Source organism: Bradyrhizobium sp. USDA 4472, assembly GCF_054058595.1.
The window spans coordinates 7,049,337-7,067,936 of sequence record NZ_JBSSAM010000001.1 but is presented as its reverse complement, the minus strand read 5'-3'; the positions used below and the strand labels follow the sequence as shown (position 1 = coordinate 7,067,936).

15 protein-coding genes and 3 pseudogenes are annotated in these 18,600 nt (G+C 63.2%); 11 read left to right on the top strand and 7 right to left on the bottom strand.

Annotation, left to right across the window (positions count from 1 at the left end):
• Positions 1 to 10 precede the first annotated feature (10 nt).
• On the bottom strand, positions 11 to 3,307 hold the full coding sequence (locus ACVWZ4_RS33405) for a PAS domain S-box protein (protein WP_456742035.1): 3,297 nt from the start codon (positions 3,305 to 3,307) through the stop codon (positions 11 to 13).
• A gap of 353 nt (positions 3,308 to 3,660) precedes the next feature.
• On the opposite strand from ACVWZ4_RS33405, the gene ACVWZ4_RS33400 reads away from it, so the two are divergent.
• The 3 genes and pseudogenes from ACVWZ4_RS33400 to ACVWZ4_RS33390 form a co-directional block, all read left to right on the top strand.
• Positions 3,661 to 4,452, top strand: a complete 792-nt coding sequence (locus ACVWZ4_RS33400) for an alpha/beta fold hydrolase (RefSeq protein WP_456742034.1) — start codon at positions 3,661 to 3,663, stop codon at positions 4,450 to 4,452.
• Positions 4,453 to 4,490: 38 nt separating this feature from the next.
• Positions 4,491 to 5,624, top strand: coding sequence for a PAS domain-containing sensor histidine kinase (locus tag ACVWZ4_RS33395; RefSeq protein ID WP_456705248.1), 1,134 nt, complete (start codon positions 4,491 to 4,493; stop codon positions 5,622 to 5,624).
• 548 nt (positions 5,625 to 6,172) lie between these two features.
• A pseudogene (locus tag ACVWZ4_RS33390) lies at positions 6,173 to 6,376 on the top strand (hypothetical protein); the annotation flags it as partial.
• Positions 6,377 to 6,448: 72 nt separating this feature from the next.
• Here ACVWZ4_RS33390 and ACVWZ4_RS33385 read toward each other — a convergent pair.
• From ACVWZ4_RS33385 to ACVWZ4_RS33360, 6 genes and pseudogenes are all read right to left on the bottom strand, one after another.
• Entirely contained in the window at positions 6,449 to 7,678 is a 1,230-nt protein-coding gene (locus ACVWZ4_RS33385; protein ID WP_456742033.1) for an aminotransferase class V-fold PLP-dependent enzyme, read from the bottom strand.
• Positions 7,679 to 7,855: 177 nt separating this feature from the next.
• Entirely contained in the window at positions 7,856 to 8,647 is a 792-nt protein-coding gene (locus ACVWZ4_RS33380) for an amino acid ABC transporter ATP-binding protein (protein WP_456702942.1), read from the bottom strand.
• Positions 8,644 to 9,306, bottom strand: coding sequence for an amino acid ABC transporter permease (locus ACVWZ4_RS33375; protein ID WP_456702943.1), 663 nt, complete (start codon positions 9,304 to 9,306; stop codon positions 8,644 to 8,646). The genes ACVWZ4_RS33380 and ACVWZ4_RS33375 overlap by 4 nt, the downstream gene beginning before the upstream one ends.
• The gene (locus ACVWZ4_RS33370) at positions 9,307 to 10,023 is read right to left on the bottom strand and encodes an amino acid ABC transporter permease (protein ID WP_456734758.1); all 717 of its coding nucleotides are present in this window, start codon (positions 10,021 to 10,023) and stop codon (positions 9,307 to 9,309) included.
• Entirely contained in the window at positions 10,020 to 10,400 is a 381-nt protein-coding gene (locus ACVWZ4_RS33365) for a hypothetical protein (protein WP_456790520.1), read from the bottom strand. Before ACVWZ4_RS33365 ends, ACVWZ4_RS33370 begins: the two co-directional genes overlap by 4 nt.
• Positions 10,321 to 10,908 (bottom strand): annotated as a pseudogene (locus ACVWZ4_RS33360) (transporter substrate-binding domain-containing protein); the annotation flags it as partial. The gene ACVWZ4_RS33365 and the pseudogene ACVWZ4_RS33360, both read right to left, overlap by 80 nt.
• Positions 10,909 to 11,189: 281 nt before the next feature.
• Here ACVWZ4_RS33360 and ACVWZ4_RS33355 point away from each other — a divergent pair.
• From ACVWZ4_RS33355 to ACVWZ4_RS33320, 8 genes and pseudogenes are all read left to right on the top strand, one after another.
• Complete coding sequence (locus tag ACVWZ4_RS33355) at positions 11,190 to 12,197, top strand: LysR family transcriptional regulator (RefSeq protein WP_456742031.1); 1,008 nt, start codon at positions 11,190 to 11,192, stop codon at positions 12,195 to 12,197.
• A 265-nt stretch (positions 12,198 to 12,462) separates the two neighbouring features.
• Complete coding sequence (locus ACVWZ4_RS33350) at positions 12,463 to 13,170, top strand: gluconate 2-dehydrogenase subunit 3 family protein (RefSeq protein ID WP_456742030.1); 708 nt, start codon at positions 12,463 to 12,465, stop codon at positions 13,168 to 13,170.
• Between the two features lie 24 nt (positions 13,171 to 13,194).
• Positions 13,195 to 14,172 (top strand): annotated as a pseudogene (locus ACVWZ4_RS33345) (GMC family oxidoreductase N-terminal domain-containing protein); the annotation flags it as partial.
• A gap of 226 nt (positions 14,173 to 14,398) precedes the next feature.
• The gene (locus ACVWZ4_RS33340) at positions 14,399 to 14,965 is read left to right on the top strand and encodes a GMC oxidoreductase (RefSeq protein WP_456790514.1); all 567 of its coding nucleotides are present in this window, start codon (positions 14,399 to 14,401) and stop codon (positions 14,963 to 14,965) included.
• An 11-nt stretch (positions 14,966 to 14,976) separates the two neighbouring features.
• Positions 14,977 to 15,342 (top strand): c-type cytochrome, encoded by a 366-nt coding sequence (locus ACVWZ4_RS33335; RefSeq protein WP_456702949.1) that lies wholly within the window; start codon positions 14,977 to 14,979, stop codon positions 15,340 to 15,342.
• Positions 15,343 to 15,467: 125 nt separating this feature from the next.
• A complete protein-coding gene (locus ACVWZ4_RS33330; RefSeq protein WP_456742028.1) occupies positions 15,468 to 16,682 on the top strand; it encodes a hypothetical protein in 1,215 nt (404 codons plus the stop codon).
• Between the two features lie 61 nt (positions 16,683 to 16,743).
• Positions 16,744 to 17,655: an AEC family transporter gene (locus ACVWZ4_RS33325; RefSeq protein WP_456742027.1), complete on the top strand. Its 912-nt coding sequence runs from the start codon at positions 16,744 to 16,746 to the stop codon at positions 17,653 to 17,655.
• A gap of 25 nt (positions 17,656 to 17,680) precedes the next feature.
• Positions 17,681 to 18,523, top strand: coding sequence for a DUF1932 domain-containing protein (locus tag ACVWZ4_RS33320; RefSeq protein WP_456742026.1), 843 nt, complete (start codon positions 17,681 to 17,683; stop codon positions 18,521 to 18,523).
• The last annotated feature ends 77 nt before the right edge of the window (positions 18,524 to 18,600 follow it).

The following is an 18,600-nucleotide window of genomic DNA, read 5'->3' as shown; positions in this document are numbered from 1 at the left end:
CTTCACTCACTTATCCGCCAGTCGATAGGCTGGCGAGTTTCGCAGCGAGGTCGCCAATGCTGAATGGCTTGACCATCCGCGGAAGATCAGGCGCGACGCCCTCGCTTTCCGCGTAACCCGACACCAAGAGCACCTGCGTTCCAGGCACTTGTGCGCGTACGAGCCGAGCCAAATCAGTGCCGTTCATTCCCGTCATCAAATGATCGGTAACAAGGAGCTGGGGTTTGACGCCGCCGCCGATCAGCCGGATTGCTTCTTCCGCCGAGGCAGCTTCGAGAACCGCGTATCCAAGGTCCGTTAGCATGTCGGCGGCTGCTGCACGAACGAGAGGCTCGTCATCGACGAGAAGGGCGGTCCCGAGCGCGCCGCCGCTGGGCACCGATGCCGGCTGCTGGTTCTCCGACGCCACAGGCTCATCGGTCGATGGAAGCCACATTTCTATATTCGTGCCCACCCCAGGCCGGCTTTGAATGGTCAGCGCGCCGCCCAGTTGCGATGCCAGGCCGTGAGCCATCGATAGACCGAGACCCGTGCCTTTTCCGATGCCCTTGGTCGAGAAGAATGGCTCGATCGCCCGGGCCTTCACGGATTCGTCCATGCCGACTCCGCTGTCCGCAACGGATAGCCTGACATAGCGTCCAGGCCTCAAGTTGGTCCGATGTCCCGCATCGACCTGTTGGGCGTCTGCGGTAATACGCAACGTGCCGCCATCGGGCATCGCGTCACGCGCATTCACCGCGAGATTGAGGAGCGCCATCTCCAGCTGATTTTCATCGACCTTTGCGGCCGGCAGGTCCTGCTGGATCTCCACAGAGACTTTGACCTGCGGGCCGGACGTGCTGGAGATCAGCTCGCCCATTCCGTGAATCAGGTCCCCGACCCGCGTTGCTCTGGCTTGGAGGGGTTGCCGCCGTGCGAATGCGAGCAGCCGCTGGACGAGAGTCTTGGCCCGATCTGCTGATTGCATCGCTCCGGCGATCAATCGCTGCTCGCGCTCCCCTCCTACGCCTCTGCGCTGCAAGGCATCGAGGGCTCCGAAGATTGGCGTCAACAGGTTGTTGAAGTCGTGGGCGACTCCGCCGGTAAGCTGGCCCATCGCCTCCATTTTCTGCCCTTGGCGGAGCTGCTCCTCCGCCCTTGCGAGCCGCTCCTGCTCCCGAATACGCTCCGTCACGTCATAGACGAACTGATAGGCGCCGATCCGCTCCCCCTTGCTGTTCCGCAAGGTATTGTACTTCATTTCATAGTGGCGACGTTCGCGGTCTCCAAACGCCGCGATTTCGGTGAATTCCTCTCCGGATAGCGCGCGCGCCCAAACCGCGCGCACGGCTTCTCGCTCGATAGGTAGATGCGTCAACAGGTCGAGCATGCATTGCCCGGCCTGTGGACGAATTTTGAATATCTTCTCGAATTCATTAGCCGCGGCCTTGTTGATGGCCAGCCAACGGAATTCCAGGTCTACGACCTGGACGAACGCATCCGTCCCTTCGACAATGTCGGCCAAAACCTTCCTTTCGGCCAGGACCTCGGAGATGCGGCGCTCCAATGTCTCGTTCAGCTCTTTGAGCCTTTCTTCATCAGCCTTGCGCGCAGTGATGTCGATCGCGGTGCCGGTCACTCGCACACAGCGGCCATCGTCATCAAACACGCCGCGTCCCTTCGCAGCGACCCAGCGAACGCGACCGTCTTCTTTGCCGATGGTTCGATACTCAACATCGTAGAGAGCACGCTTATCGGGATCTCGCGCCGCTGCATAAGCTTCGCTGACGAACTCCCGGTCTTCGGGGTGGAGGCCCGAGTAGAACTCCAGCATCGACACGGGGCTGTCTGGCGAGATACCGAACATCGCCTTGACCAAGGGTGGCCAGTGCAGGACCTGGCTGATCTCATCCACGTCCCAGAAGCCGACGTCCGCGTTGGCAGTAGCGAGTCGCAAGCGTTCTTCGTTTTCGCTCAGGGCGACATTCATCGCTCGCAATTCGTCTTCGGCACGGCGACGTTCGGCTTCGACTTCCTCTCTCTCGGTTACATCGACGTTGACGCCAATCATCCCGAGGAATTCACCGGAAGCTCCGAACCGAGGATGCGCGACGGTTTCCAGCACCCGGTATGCTCCTGAGGCGCTGCGGTATCGCCCCTTCAGCTCTACGGGGACGCGTTTCACCATTGCGGCCCCAACCTGTTCGCCGACGGCCCGAGCGTCGTCGGGATGAATGGTCGCCGACCAATCGAAGTCGGAAATGGCTGCTTCCTCTACCCCCCAGAAGCTGCGGAGCAGCCGATTGAGGTGAAGGCATTTGCCGGCGGAGTCGCTTATCCAGATCATGACGGGAGCGTGCTCCGACATGAGACGAAAGCGCAGTTCGGATTCCCTCAATTGCTCTTCCGTCATTATTCTGTCCAGTGACAGGCTCAACTGGCGTGCAATTGTGCTGGCTAGACGTGTCTCCCCCTCGCTGAATTGATGCGGGCACCTATAGTACGTCATGAACTTGCCCATGACGCGTCCGTTGCGGACAAGCGGAATGAAGGCGAGACCACGAATCCCTTCACCCTCGATTACCTTCTTGAGGGCATCAGGTTCGTTCGTATCCCGAATATCAGTCACGAAGATCGGGACCGCATCAGTCGTCTCTAGTGTCCACGGCGAGTGACCGTCTACGGCTTGGCGGTACTCCTCGCTGATCCCCTTCCATGCGACGAAGCGCATGACGGAAGCCGAATCGAAGAGCAGGATCGATGCACGCTCGCAGCCGAGCGCATCGGTGATCGCCTCGAGCGCCGCCTCGTAGACCTCTTGGGCGGATTTCGCAGCCTGTAGGCGCTCTGTCAGGTGGAATAGCGTTCCAAGCTCACGAACAGTCCGCGAAAGCGATTCCGCAGCGCTCTTACGCTCGCTGATGTCTCGGCAAAACGATGCTCCGCCCACGATCGATCCGTTCTCATCGCGCAGCGGGACGACCGTAATCTCCACGGCCAGGCCTCTACCATCTTTGGCCACCCTGACGGTTTCGAAGGGGCCAAAGGATTCGCCAGCGCTCACGCGAGCGATCATGTTCTCGGCGGCTGAACGTTCCGCGTGCGTGACCAGATCCAGCAGGGAACAACCGCCGATCTCCGAAGCCTCGAAGCCCAACAGGCGTTCTGCCGCGGGATTCCACTCAGTGATGATGCCGTCGGTGCGCCAGCACCAGATCGCGTCGGGCGAGCCGGCAAGGATCGCCGAAAGCACCACCGGTCCGGGTCCTCCCTCCATGCGCCGACTTGGCTTTGAGGCGGAAACCGGCCGGTCGGCCCCACTGGACATCTTTATCCCTCCCGGCCACCCTTCGAGAAGACGGCTGCCATACGCCTGTTTTTGAACCCGGCCAACAAAACCTTACCCAACCAAGAGGATTGAGATTGGTTCCAAGAGTGGGCCGGAGAATCCATGCGGGGCAGAGAGCATCAAGCGGGGCCCTCCTGCACGGGTTGAATTGGACGAAGCGTCAAGCGATTTCTCAGGCAACTTCGGCTGCGGACATGATACACGTTCATGGACGCCGGACCCGGGCGGCGGGTCCGTGCGGTCCCACATCCGCCACCCTCCCAAAGTAGACAGCACTGCGAGCCGCGACGGCATATGGTGCATGCAGCCAAGCTCCACAGAAGGGACTTTTCATGCCGGGAGTGCTCGAACGCAACAACGTGAAGGTCCGCGGAGCCGGTGAACAGCCGATGATGTTCGCGCATGGCTACGGGTGCGACCAGAACATGTGGCGATTCGTCGCCCCGGCCTTCGAATCGGATTTCAACACCGTGCTGTTCGATCACGTGGGGGCGGGCGGGTCCGACCTCAGCGCCTACAACAAGCGCAAATATTCCAGTCTAGGCGCTTATGCCGATGACGTCGTCGAGATCGGGCGAGGGCTGGAGCTGCACGATGCCCTGTTCGTCGGCCATTCGGTCAGCGCCATGATCGGTGTCCTCGCCTCGCAGAAGGCGCCCGGTATGTTCGGTAAGCTCATCCTAATCGGTCCATCTGCCCGCTACATTGACGACGAGGGGTACGTCGGCGGCTTCAGCGCGAAGCAGATCGAAGAGCTCCTCGAGTTTCTTGAGGCCAACCACATGGGCTGGTCCGCGCAGATGGCCCCCTTGATTATGGGGAATCCTGACCGGCCAGAACTCGCGGAAGAGCTCACGAACAGCTTTTGTCGCACAGATCCGGACATCGCAAAGGCGTTCGCCCGTGTGACCTTTACCTCCGACAACCGCAAGGATCTCGCCGGGGTGACCGTCCCGACTCTCATCCTCCAGTGCAGCGAAGATATCATTGCCTCCGAGGCGGTCGGCGAGTTTGTGAATCGCAACATTCCAAACAGCCGCATGATCGTTCTCAAAGCCACCGGGCACTGCCCGAATCTCAGCGCACCGGACGAAGTCGTCGCCGCCATGCGGACTTTCGTGTGAGCCGCGTGGACATCAACTCGCGCCCGGACTTCGAGGACATGGTGGAGAACGGGCCGTTCGGCTACGTATCTCTGCTACCCAACGGTCGCGTCGGATACGTGAACAGTGCGCTCCTGGAATGGAGCGGATACACGGCTGGCCAGATACTTGGAAGGCCGCTGGTCGAACTTCTGACGGTGCCCGGGCGCATCTACTACGAGACCCATCTTGCTCCTCTGCTTCGGATGCAGGGCTTCTTCTCCGAAGTTGCCCTTGACCTCCTCAAGGACGACGGCGAGCCGCTGCATACGATCGCCAACGCCAAGGAAGCGCGGGACTCAGAGGGAAGGCCGACTTCGATCCGGATCGCGTTCATCAAGTCCATCGATCGTCGCCGGTACGAACAGGAGCTGTTGAGATCACGCGAGATGGCCAGGGCCGCCGCCGAGGCGACCGAGGAGAAGCTGAAGCGAGAGCATCAGATGGCCGAGTTGCGCGAGCAGTTCATCGCCGTGCTTGGTCACGATCTGCGCAACCCTCTTGCCGCGCTCAGCGCTGGCGCTCGAATTCTTGATCGCACGGTGCAGAGCGAGAAGGAGCGCCAGATTATCGCAATGATGCAGACCACGGTCACGCGAATGGCCGGCCTCATCGACGACGTCCTCGATCTCGCGCGCGGCCGCCTCGGCGGCGGAATCGCCGTCGAGCACAAGGCAGGCAAGCCGTTGGAGTCCGTCCTCACCCAGGTCGTGGACGAGTTGCGGCTGGCCTCGCCGGGGCGGGAGATCCTGGTCGATCTCCACGTCAACCGGCCTGTCGATTGCGACAGCTCACGCATCGGGCAGATGCTGTCTAACCTGCTTGGGAACGCCTTGACGCACGGGTCGGCCAGCAAGCCCGTCATAGTCCGTGCGGAGACGCGCGACGAGGCCTTCGAACTGTCGGTCAGCAACGCGGGAGAACGGATTCCCCCCGAGGCCATGGACAAGCTGTTCGAGCCGTTCTTCCGCGGGAAGGCCCGCGCCAGCAGGCAAGGATTGGGGCTTGGCCTCTACATCGCGTCCCAGATCGCTAAGGCGCATGGCGGCGAACTCGTTGCTACGTCAAATCCTGAAGAGACCAGATTCACGTTCACGATGCCCGTGCAAGCGGGGTCGCGTGATCGGATCGATGGTCCGGTGGACAGCATGTGAGCCGACATAGGTGCGCGGTGAGTCGCCGTTATGCCCCACCTGCGTTCGAGGGAACGCCAAGTCTCGGGCAACCAGGGCTGACAGCACTGCACCGGCATGAACAGCACGAAATTGGGCAAGCTGAACCATCGCGCCGTCACCGCCGGGCTCATGATTGGTGTCCAGACATTCACGACGGCGATCGCGGCGACGATGCCGACGAGGCAGCTCCGGCGCAGGCGCGGATCTCAAATTCGAGGTGCCCCGCGAGCCGCTGGCTAGTCTCACGTGCGTTGTGTCCGGTCCGGCGCGGGTTATGGCCGCAGCGATTGTTTGGCCGGCGACGCCGTTGCGCGAAACGGCAGGCGGTCATCCCGCAATAGAAGAAGTACAGTTGTGCCGGCGGTCGATGCTTGCCAACTGGGCGAACTCAACAACGTAAAGCGCTTCGCGATATGGGAAATGCATGTGATGAACGCAGCGACCGCCGACATCGCAACCAGCTGGCTGCCGAGTGTTCGCGCGCTCGGCGAGTTACAGGCAACAGCTATTGCTCACCGATGCGCTTTGCGGCAACACGGGAAATCGCTCGGAACATCCACAGGCCGCCCAAGGCACCGGAGATGTCAGCGCCGGGGTCACTGCGGTGCAGCGGAGCGCGGTCGAAACCGGTAGCGCATCGATTCAGCGCCTCATCTGCCCAGCTTTTGTCGCGCGATTCGACGCGGCTCAAGAACGAGGTCGCGCATTTCCTGCACAGCGTTCGGGCATGACGCTGGCCTACGGTGGCGAGAGTTGGAAACAACACCGCCCAACGGAGTGAAGGAACTTTCAGCGCCGAAGCGTCAGCTTGCGTTGCGCCAGCGCGCCTGGCGCGAGGCGACGGATACGGTGTCGAGAAAGCGATCGATATCCTCCTCGCTGGTGTAGACGTGAGGGGCAACACGGTTGATGGCATCGAGGCACCTCGCCTCCAGGTCCGCCCGCGCGTAATCGCGATCGACCACTGCGGCGGCGATATTGGCGTCGGCGAGACGATCGTTTAGCTCGACCGGCACGATAGCGCTGGCTGTGAAAGTGAGGAACGCGGCATTCGCTGCATCCTCCTCGAACACGGTCACCCCAGGAATGGCCGTCAGCCCTGCACGGAGCCGGACAAGACGCACGCGGATCACGTCGTCGATGTTCTCGATCCCGCATTCCAGGGCACGCGTCATTGCCGCACCCAGCCCGAGCCTGCCGGCAACCGAAAATTCGTAAGTTTCGAAGCGTTGCGCATCGGCCCGTGTGGCATAGCTGTCGATCGATGTCCAGTTGGAGCCGACTTGGCTCAGAACCGGAGGATCACCAAGCCGCTCCAGGGCACGATCAGAGAGCGCCATGATCGCTTCGCCGCGCGGACCACGCAGCCACTTGCGGCTTGGCGCCACCAGCACATCGGCACCGGTACTTGCCATCCCTGCAGGCAATCGTCCAACCGCCTGCGCGCCGTCGACGAATAAAAGGCACCCCTCCGGCCGCGGCAGTGCGGCGATGAGTTCCACGGGCTGTCGTACGCCCGATCCGCTCGCCACCACCGGGAGGCAGATCGCCACCGTCCGCTCGTCGATCAGTTCGCCGACGCGGTCGACATCGACGCGGCCGGTGCGCTCGTCGACCGGCATGATGTCGATCGCGATGCCGTCGATCAGACGCCGCTTCATCAGATTGAGGACGTTGCCGGCCCATTCCGAACGCGCAACCAGCACGCGCGCCCCGCGCTTTATCGGCATGGCTAGGAACGCCATGGCCCACATCGTGCCGGCGCTGCCTCCGAATGCGACATTGTGCGGGCGGCATTGCAGGAGTTCGGCGGCGACAGCACGGACGCCATGGAGTTCGTCCTGCGCCCGCGCGGCCGCCCAGTGCGGACCGATACTTGCCTCCTCGGCAAGGTGACGCATGACCGTCTCGGTCACGATGCGTGGCGGCAGTCCGGCGCCGGCCGCATTCAGATGAATCACCGTTGCCGCGCCGGGCGTATCGGCGCGAAACGCGACTGCGTCGAAATGGTCGCGGGAAGGGGCGATGCGCATGGTCGTTTCTCTCCTTGGTGTTGTGCCGGCGTGTCATTGGCGACCGCGGCCGGAGCGATGAGATCGAAATCGTCATCGGTTCCGAATTATTGTTCGAGCATGGTCTCCGTGCAGACGCCTCTGGCGCCTGTTGCGACCGAAGACCGCTGCGTGCTTCTCGGAATCATGATTGGAATCTCATTGGCGCAATATCTTGGACAGGAAAATGCGTGCGCGCTCGGTCGAAGGCTGCGCGAAGAAGACGGAGCTCGGAGCCTCCTCCAGGATACGCCCGCCGTCCATGAACACGACACGACCGGCAACATGGCGCGCAAACCCCATCTCGTGGGTCACGACCATCATGGTCATGCCGTCGCGCGCGAGCTCGGTCATGACGTCGAGCACATCCTTGATCATTTCAGGGTCGAGCGCCGACGTCGGTTCGTCGAACAGCATCGCGATCGGATCCATGGCCAGCGCGCGGGCGATGGCGACGCGTTGCTGCTGGCCACCCGAGAGCTGAGCGGGATGGCAACCGGCCTTGTCGTCCAGGCCGACGCGGCGGAGCAGCATCATGGCTTTGTCGCTCGCCTCGACCTTCGACCGGCGCAACACCTTGACCTGTGCCAGCGTGATGTTCTCGAGCACCGACAAATGCGGATAAAGCTCGAAGTGCTGGAACACCATGCCGATCCGGCTTCGGAGCCGGGTGAGGTCGGTACGGCGGTCGCCCACGGGCACACCGTCGACCACGATCGTCCCGCTCTGGAAGGTCTCGAGGCCGTTGACACATTTCAGCAGGGTTGACTTGCCCGATCCCGACGGTCCGCAAACCACGACAGCCTCGCCTTTCCGAATGCTCATGGAGCAGTCGTTCAAGACTTCCAGCGCGCCGTAACTCTTGGAAATCCCGATAATCTCGATCGTCGCGGGTTGCTCGACGGATGCGTCTGCGATCGGGGATACCTTGCGGAGGGCAGAGATGCTCATGGACTTAGCGGCGACCTGTTGAGAAACTGGATTGATTGGGAGGCTGCGAAACAGAGCGTGAAGTAGACGATGACTGCGAACAGATAGAATTCGACCAGATGTCCGTCCCGATTCGCCGTCACCGAGATTGCCGTCATGAAGTCGTGCAGGCCGACGACATAGACCAGCGAAGTATCCTGAAACAGGGCGATGCTCTGCGACAACAGGATCGGCAGCATCTTCCGGATCGCTTGTGGCAGGATCACGAAGCGGTAGGCTTGAAACGGGCCGAGTCCGGATGCGAGGGCGGCGGCGAGCTGCTGCTTCGGCACGCTTTGGATGCCGGCGCGGATAATCTCGGCATAATAGGCGGCCTCGAAGATGACGAAGGCGATGAGCGCCGAGGTGAACGCGCCGATCGGGCGTCCGATCACCAGCGGCACCAGGAGATAGAACCAGAAGATCACCATGATCAGGGGCACCGAGCGCAGCCCGTTCACATAGCCTGCCGCGATGGCAGCGATCGGCCGTGATCCGGCGATACGCATGACCGCGAGGATGGTGCCGAGCAGCCCTCCGCCGGCCATCGCCAGCAGCAACAGGCCGAAGCTCGTCTGCAGCCCATCCCAGAGAAACGGCGCCACGGCCTTGAAGAGATCGGGATCGAGATCGTTCATCAATCAGGTCCGTCCCATCAAACCGGGAATGGCGACACAGCGCTCGACGGCACGCAGCGCGGCGATCACCGCTGTCGTCAAAACGACATAGGTCAGCGTCGCCGCGGTGAATGCCTCGATGCCGTGAAACGTCGCGCTCTCGATCTGGCGGCTCTGGCCGGTCAGTTCGAGCAGGCCGATCGTCAGCGCGAGCGAGGAGTTCTTGACTACGTTGAGAAATTCGGATGTCAGCGGCGGCAGGACGTTCCGCGCAGCGATCGGCAGCAGGATGTAACGATAGCTCTGCGCCAGCGTGAGACCGCTCGCCGCCGCGGCCATCGCCTGGCCACGCCCGATCGCCTGGATGCCGGCGCGGGTCTGCTCGGCAACGCGCGCCGCCGTGAACAGGCCGAGACCGATAACCGCCGTCCAGTATTCCGGCAGCGGCAGGTCGCGCTTGATCCAGTTGCCGATTGGCGTTGGCAGCAGTTCCGGCAGCACGAAATACCAGACGAACAATTGCAGCAGCAGCGGGATGTTGCGGAACGTCTCGACATAGGCCGTCCCGATCAGCCGTGGCGTACGGCCGGGCAGTGTCCTGATGATGCCGACCGTCACGCCAACGAGCAAGGCCAGCACCCAGGCCGCGCCCGCGACGAGCAGGGTCCATCCCAGTCCCGCCAGCAGCCAGCCGAGATACGGCTGGGAGACCAGAACGCTCCAGTCCCAACGATAGGTCATTGCGGCAGAGCCTGGATCGCGAAGGCGGTCTTGAGCTCGGGCTCGATCTCGATGCCGAGTGGGCCGAACCATTTGGTGTAGAGCGTCTCGGCCTCGGGCGAGCGGAACGCATCGGCGAAGGCGCGCTTCACGAGCAGGGCAAACTCCATGTCCCCGCGCTGCATCATGGCAGAATAGGGATCGTAAGTGAGCAAGCGCCCGATCACCTTGAGCGCTCCCTTCGGCTGCGCCTTGGTCGCCGCGTAGACCTTGATCTGGCCGCCATCGGCGGCAAAGCCGTCCACCCGCCCGTTGGTTACGAGCAATGCGCCTTCTCCGAGATCCTTGGCATAGACCAGCTCGATGCCGAGCTTCTCGGTCTCGTTCAGCATCCGCAAGGATTGCTCGTTGCTGGATCCCTGGAGCACGGCCACGCGCTTGCCCTTCAGGTCTTCGACTTCCCGGGGCGGCGTTGTCAGCCTTGACCATGACTTGCGTGCCCGTGATGTAGAAGATCGGTGAGAACTCCACCTGCTCCTGGCGGGAGAGCGTGTTGGTGGTCGTCCCGCATTCCAGGTCGATGGTGCCGTTGGCGACCAGCGCAATGCGGTTCGTGGTGTTGATCGGCACATACTTGACCTCGAGGCCTGGCATCTCGAGCCGGGCCTTCACCGCCTCGACGACCTTCATGCAGAGGTCGATGGAATAGCCCTCGACCTTCTGGTCACGGTCGATGAAAGAGTAGGGGGCGGATGCTTCGCGATGACCGATGGTGATTGCGTTGCGCGCAGCGATGCGTTTCAGGATCGGGCTGTCGCCCGGGCCGGCGGCCTGGGCCGGGCCGGCCAGGGCGAGGGCGCCAAGCAGGCCGACGATCGAGCAATACCAAAAGCTACGCTCTTGCATGGAGGTCTCCTCAGAATGATGGCCGCGCGTCGCCGCTCGCCGCGACGGCTGCACAGCCGGCTGGCGATTGGGAAGTGCCAAGAGATGTCCCAGATGAGGTCAACACCCGGTTCGGCCGAAATCGACTGAGCCGGGATCAAGAAGAGATTAACCGTGGCCAAGCGGCTCGGCCAATGCCGATCGCTCGGTCTGCGATGCGAAATTCGCATGATGCATCGCGAGTGTGACGTGGCATCATCTTGGTGAGGTGGTGGGCGGCTGTTTCGGCTGGAGGGGCTGCAATGCTCGACATACGTTGGCTCGAAGACTTCATCGTGGTCGCCGAGACCCGCAACATCACCAAGGCTGCCGAACTCCGTAATGTGACGCAGTCAGGCCTCAGTCGCCGCATCCAGTCGCTGGAGAACTGGGCGGGCGCGGCCCTGATCGACCGCCGCCATGCCCCGCTCGAACTCACCGAGGCCGGCCACAAGTTGCTGGATGTCGCCAACGAAGCGCTCGGTCGCCTGAACGGCATCCGTCGCACGATCCGCGAAGACCAGAACGAGCGCTTGCGAAGCATTCGCTTCGCGGCGCCGCATATTCTGTCGGTCACCTTTTTTCCGCGCTGGCTGCTGGCCATCCAGGCGAAGCTCGGCTCCACCCGCCTGTCCGTCACCTCCGACAATCTGCCGGGTTGCGCCAATCTGTTTGAAGACGGAGCGGTCGACTTCGTGGTCTGTCTCGTCGATGCAGAAGGGGCGATTCTCCGCGGCGCGGGTCGGCCATTGACCATCGAGCGCTGCGCATCGATCTCGATCGGCAAGGAGCGGCTGATTCCGCTCTCGGCCCCGGCCGCCGACGGCAAGCCGCTGCACCGGCTCGACCTCAACCCGCGGCTCTCCACATCCTATCTCGCCTATAGCCGTGAATGCTCGCTCGGTTGGGCGGTCGAAGACCTCATCGGGCGACGGCCGGACTTGGTGCAGCTCCATAGCTTGTACGACAACTCCCTGGCCGATGGCCTGAGGACCATGGCGCTTGCAGGCCTGGGCGTCGCCTGGCTGCCGCTGACGACCACGCATAACGACATCATTCGCGGCAAGCTGGTGCGAACCGGCGATCCGCAACTCGCCATCGATCTCGATATTCGGCTCTATCGTCCTGCGCAGCGGCTGGCGAAGAAGGCCGAGGAGCTCTGGTCCCGGTTGACGACCGAAGGTCTCGGAGCTCTGCTGGCGCCCGCTGCTTTTCCTCCTGACATCGCCACGACGATTCACAGTGAGGATCCGCAGACGATTCGGCAGTGACCGGCGCGTCTGCCCCGCACGTTCAGCTCGAACGTTTGTCTAACGCTTTGTTGTCGTCGGCAGGCGACGGGCAGTGTTCGGCTGCGTCGTTCACGTCACAACGTTTGCTTGTTATGACGGCAGCTTGCACGACCTCATGCCGCGGATATGAGCGAATATCGGCCTGATGCGAAGTTGTCATGGCCGAATTCGTCTTCGGAATTGGACAAAGCATTTCGCGCCGCAATAATTCGAGCATCGCAATTGCAGCAAAGGGGCTGGCGCGATGTTCGATCGACGTGGCTTCATCGCATCAGGTGGCGTTCTTGCGCTCGTACCCGGCGGCGCCGCCGCTGCGCCCGCGACGGATGCGAGCACGAAGGCCAGTCTCCCTGTGGCCTCCGACGCGACCGTAGAACCTCTTTATGCTCTGACGCCGAGTGAGGCGGAATTTCTGGCGGCCGTCGTCGATGCCCTCATTCCGGCCGATGACCTGTCGCCATCCGGTTCCGAGTGCGGCGTCGTCACCTTCATCGATCGACAACTCGCCGGCGCCTATGGCGCCGGGGCGCGGCTTTATCAAGAAGGGCCCTTTCAGCCGAGCAGCGGACAGCCGCAGTTCGGATCGCAGTCGCCGCTCCCACCGCTGGCATTTATCCGGCTCGGCATCGCCGAGCTCGACGCATGGACGGCGGCGCAGCGCGGCGCCCGGGTCAGCCAGCTATCGCCGCCCATGCTGGAGGCGCTGCTGCGCGACGTCGAAGGCGGCAAGGTCGCTCTTGCGCGCATCGATGCACGCGCGTTCTTTGCTGCGCTGCTGCAGCTCTCGATGGAGGGTTTCTTCGCGGACCCGATCTATGGCGGCAACCGGGGTAAGGCGTCGTGGCGGATGATCGGCTATCCGGGCCTGCCGGCGACCTACGCAAAGGCGATCAAGGAGCATCGGGGACGGCGCTATGAAGCCGAACCTCGATCGATCGCTGACTTCCTCTGATCGATCGGTGAATTGGAGCACATCATGGCAAAGGTCTTGAAGGCGACGGATGCCGTGATTGTCGGCCTCGGATGGACGGGTGCGATCATGGCGCGCGAGCTGACCCGCGCCGGCCTCGAAGTATTGGCGCTGGAGCGCGGACCGGATCGCGACCCGGCCGCCGACTTCGAATTGCCGGCGATCCGCGACGAGCTGCGCTACTCCGTTCGCCAGGAGCTGATGCAGGATCCGAAGATGGAGACGGTTACGCTGCGCCATCGCCTCGACGACGAGGCGAGGCCGGTGCGGCGGTTCGGGGCCTTTCTGCCCGGTGACGGCGTTGGCGGCATGGGTACCCACTGGAACGGCAACACGTTTCGCTTCCTTCCCTCGGACCACAATCTCAGAACGCATCTCACCGAACGTTACGGTCGTGGGCGTATTCCCGACGACATGACGATCCAGGACTGGGGCGTTACCTATGACGAGCTGGAGCCGCACTATGCGCGCTTCGAAGCCATCTGCGGCGTGTCGGGCAAGGCCGGCAATATCCGGGGCAGGATTCAGGCGGGCGGGAATCCCTTCGAAGGGCCGCGCAGCGGCGAATATCCGAACGCACCGCTGGTGTCGTCTCACGCCAACGAGCTGTTCTCGCGCGCGGCGACCGAGCTCGGTCTGCACCCGTTTCCGGCGCCGGCCTCCAACTCCAGCGCGCCCTACCGCAATCCGGAAGGGGCCCAGCTCGGAGCCTGTCAATATTGCGGTCATTGCGATCGGTTCGGATGCGAAGCGAACGCCAAGGCGACGCCGCTGAGCACGCTGGCACTGGCGCTCGGCAAGGCGCCCGGCTTTCGCAAGGTGACCAACGCCTATGCAACGCGCGTGCTCTACGACGCGCAGACGCGACGGGCGACCGGAGTGCGCTACATCGACCTGCGCTCGGGGGAGACCTACGACCAGCCGGCGGAAATCGTCATTCTCTCGGCCTGGGTGTTCGGCAACACCCGCCTGATGCTGCTGTCGGGAATCGGCCAGCCCTACGACCCCCGCACCGGTACCGGCGTGGTCGGCAAGAACTACTGCTACCAGATCCAGCCGACGCTCCAGCTTTTCTTCGAGGCCGAGGAGTTGAACCCGTTCATGGGGGCCGGCGGTCTCGGCATGGTCGTGGACGATTTCAACGGCGACAATTTCGATCACGCCAATCTCGGCTTCCTCGGCGGCGGCTACATTTCGCTGAACAGCACTAATGGCCGGCCGATTTCGTTCCGCCCGACGCCGCCCGGAACGCCTACATGGGGCGCGGCTTGGAAACGGGGAGACCGCGAAATGGTACCGCAAGACCGCGATGGTGCTCTGCGAGGGCATGAACTACGCATCGCGCACCAATTCGATGGATCTCGATCCGACGTATCGCGACATGTTCGGTCAGCCGCTGCTGCGGATGACGTTCAACTTCACGCAGAACGATCGTGCGATGGCCGATTATCTACTGGCCAAAGCTGCCGAGATCGGTCGCGCGATGAATGCGACCATCGTCGCGCCGCAGCCGCGCAAGGGCGATTTCAACGTCGTCTCCTATCAGTCGAGTCACAACAGCGGTGGCACGATCATGGGGCGCTCGCCCATAGACAGCGTGGTGAACCGTTATCTGCAGAGCTGGGACGCGCACAATCTGTTCGTGCTGGGATCATCGGTCTTCCCGCAAAACGCCGGCTACAACCCGACCGCCGCGGCCGCAGCTACCGCCTATTGGTGCGCGGATGCGCTGGTGAAGACTTACCTCAAATCTCCCGCTCCGATGGTGCAACTGTGACGACACGCTGGATGACTGGACCTGGTCTCGCCGCGCTGCTGTTCGGCATGACGGCAAACGCTCCGATCGCCGCGGCCGACATCGTCGCCGGCAAAGCCCTGTTCGAGCAATGTGCGGCCTGCCACGGCGCGAGCGGCGACGGCACCGAACAGGGCCCGTCGCTTCATGGCGTCGTCGGACGCAAGGCAGGGCAGATGCAGAATTTCCGTTACTCCCGCGCGATGCAGCGCAGCGGGATCGTGTGGAGCGAAGAGACGCTGGCGCGATATCTGTCCGATCCGCAGGATGTTGTTCCCGGCAATCGCATGCCTTTCGGGGGGCTCGCCACGCCCGAGGAGAGCAAGGACGTCGTGAGCTACCTGGAAAGCCTGAAGTAGCCAATCGCCAAAGACCGATCGAACGCATGGCCGGCGCATATCCATGAGCCGGACGCGCCACCCCTTTGCCTGAAGCCAGACCAAGCAACGACAAGATTCCCTTTCAAACAAGCAAGAGGACGAGAATGCCGAAGACCCTGATACTTGGATGCTGCTCGACCGGTGCGAAATACACGCCGCTGAACCATCATCCGTCCGGCGATGCCGTGCTCGACCGCATCTGCACCGGCGTCGACATCGCCATCACGGAGGAGGAGATCGCGCACGAGGTGGAGCAGCTGACCAGCCTCGGCTGTCGCTATTATCATTATCACGGCCGCAACCCGCTGACGCGCGAGCAGACCACGGACAACGACACCTATCGCCGGATCAGCCTCCTGGTGCAGCGTATGTCGCCCGACATGTTGATCAGCTTCGGTGCCAGCCGGAATGGCCGGGAAGTGATCCAGCGCATCAGCGCCCATGGCGAGTGGGAACGGGTCAGCCACGCCGGCCTGTCGCTCGGCGCGGGCGGCGCGCATTTCATCACCATGCAGGCCGCCATCGAGCTGCAGATCGTCTGCGACCTGGAGGATCGCATCGGTCCGCTGACGCGCGAGCTCGTCGACAGCGATCTCTTCCTGCGCGAGGTCGAGCGCTATCAGCCTTCGACCCGTCAGGAGGAGGTGAAGATGAACACCAATTCGACAGCGAACGGCAATAATTACGGCCGCTCATCGCCCGCGGTCCAGCTCATTGCTTATGGGCAGGCGGTCGCGGCACGCAGGCGGCTGCATCTGCTCGACGAGATCGAGTGGGTCCAGACGATCCGCAGCTATGCGATGTCGCGCATGGCGATCGCGCGGCACGACATCAGGCTGGCCGGAGCCGACCAGCTCAACGTCACCCTGCTGTTCGGCTTCTCGCCGAAGCTGCCATTCCCGGAGACCTACGATCATTTCCGGTCCGTCGTCTCCATGGCCAAATCGCTCGAGCGTGATACGCCGGAGGGGGTGCGCAAGCGGAAGGTCTCGATCACGGTCGGAGCCGCGATCCTGCCGCATCATGCTGCCCGCGAGGTGCGGGTCATGGATGTGGGTCCGCTGGCCGGGCGTTCGCTCGACGCCGTGCGCAGGGTGATCGGCTATGCCGCGCAGGACGACAGCGAGGTGGATGTCGTGCGCGTCGGCATGGAGGACACGCCGTTCCTGCTCGGCGACGACGGCAAGATCAAGCCGACCACCAATGTCGAGCTCTGCACCTTGGCGGCCGACACGCTGGATCGTTACGGCGTGGCGGTGCAGACCGATCCATCAAACATCACCGAGCGGCGCGCTCCGTTGATGCGCGCGGCGGCATGATCGGCATTGCGCCGGGCCGGGCTGGCGCGTTTGCGACTACGCCGATCCATGGAGAGTCCTGATGACGCTGACCGTCCTCGTGCCGATCTTCGCGCTGCTCGCGCTGGGCTTTGCCGCTGCCCGGAGTGGGCTGCTCTCGGCCGAGGCGAATGCGGGGCTCCTGAAACTGGTCGCGTGCTTCGCGATCCCGGCATTGCTTTTTCGGTCGCTCGCGGCAGGCGCGCAGGCGTCGAACGGCGGCGAGATCGCGCTGATCTACCTGCTGGGCTGTGCGGCGTTGCTCGTCATCGCCTTCGTCTACGGACGTGCGGCGCTCGGGTTGAGTCTTGCCGAGTGCGTGGTGTTCGGCATGGGCGTGATCTATTCGAACTCGTCGTTGATCGGCGTTCCCATTGCCCAGGCCCTGCTCGGGGACCAAGGCGTCGCGCTGTTGAGCCAGATCATCGCGATTCACACGCTCGGCCTGATCCCCGTGGCCACGCTCTTGCTCGCATTCGGCAGCAGTGCAGGGGGCGGCTCGAAGGCCCTGGTCGCCGCCATCAGCAATCCCATGACGCTGGCTCTGGCGGCCGGTCTTGTCTGGCGCCGAACCGGGCTCGCACTGCCTGAAATGATTGATCACGCCATCGCCATGCTGGCGGCCGCAGCGCCGGCATTGTCGTTGATCGCGCTCGGGGCCACCGTGGCGCGCGTGCCGCTGCCGACCAATTTCGCCGCGCCGGTCGCTTCCGTCGTGTTCAAGCTCATCGTTCACCCGCTGCTGATCTGGTCGATCGCGCATGCGATGGGTCTGCCCCGGGAGCAGATCCTGATCGCGACGATGACGGCGGCGCTGCCGCCCGGCATCAATGTCTATGTCTTGGCCGCGCATTTTGGCCGGCATGCCGAGGACGCCGCGCGCTCCTTCGCGCTGGCGACGACGCTGTCGGCCGTCAGCATTTCCATTGTCGTCCAGGTCGTCGCCTGGCGTTGAGTCAAGCCACGAAAGGGAGAGCAGCATGACACCGACGATTGCGATCATCGCGCCTGGTGCAATGGGGAGCGCCATCGCGACGCGCCTGACCCGGCAGGGCGTCAAGGTCCTCACCTCGCTCGAGGGCCGCGGTGCCGCAAGCCGGCAGCGGGCGGAGGCGGCGGGCATGCATCATGCCGACGATCAGCGCCTGGTGGACGAGGCCAGCGTGATCCTGTCGATCGTGCCGCCAACCGAGGCGAATGCGCTCGCCGAGCGCTTCGCCGCACGCCTTGGACGCGCAGATCACGCGCCGCTCTTCGTCGATTGCAACGCCGTCGGCGTTTCGACCATGGTGGGAATCGATCGCCTGTTTCGGCGCACCGGCGCGCGCCTCATCGACGGCGCCATCATCGGCTTTCCGCCGAAGGCCGATGATCCGGGGCCTGCCTTCTATTTTTCGGGCGATGCAGCGTCAGACCTCAAGGTATTGGCCGAATATGGTCTCGACATCCGCATCGTCGACGGTCCAATCGGCGCGGCCTCGGCATTGAAGCTGTCCTACGCGGGAATTACCAAGGGGCTGGTGGCAATCGCGACCGCGATGGTGCTCGCTGCCGAACGCGCGGGAGCAGGTTCGGCGCTGAAGTCGGAACTGGCGGCGAGCCAGCCGCAACTGTTGACCCGCTTTGCCAAGACGCTGCCGGACATGTACCCGAAGGCCTACCGCTGGGTCGAAGAGATGCACGCGATCTCCGAATTCATCGGCGGGGATTTCCCGGAAGCGTTGATCTACAGGGGCGCGGCCGGTCTTTATGAGCGGATCGCGGCCGACGTCGCGGGCGATCGTGACGCGTGCAAGCGCATCGATGCGTTCCTCGCGTCGTAGCGATGCGACCGGCGACGGACCGTTAACGCCTGTGCAGGCCAGCCCGACCCTGCGAGTTCCGTGCTTGATGGGGGCAC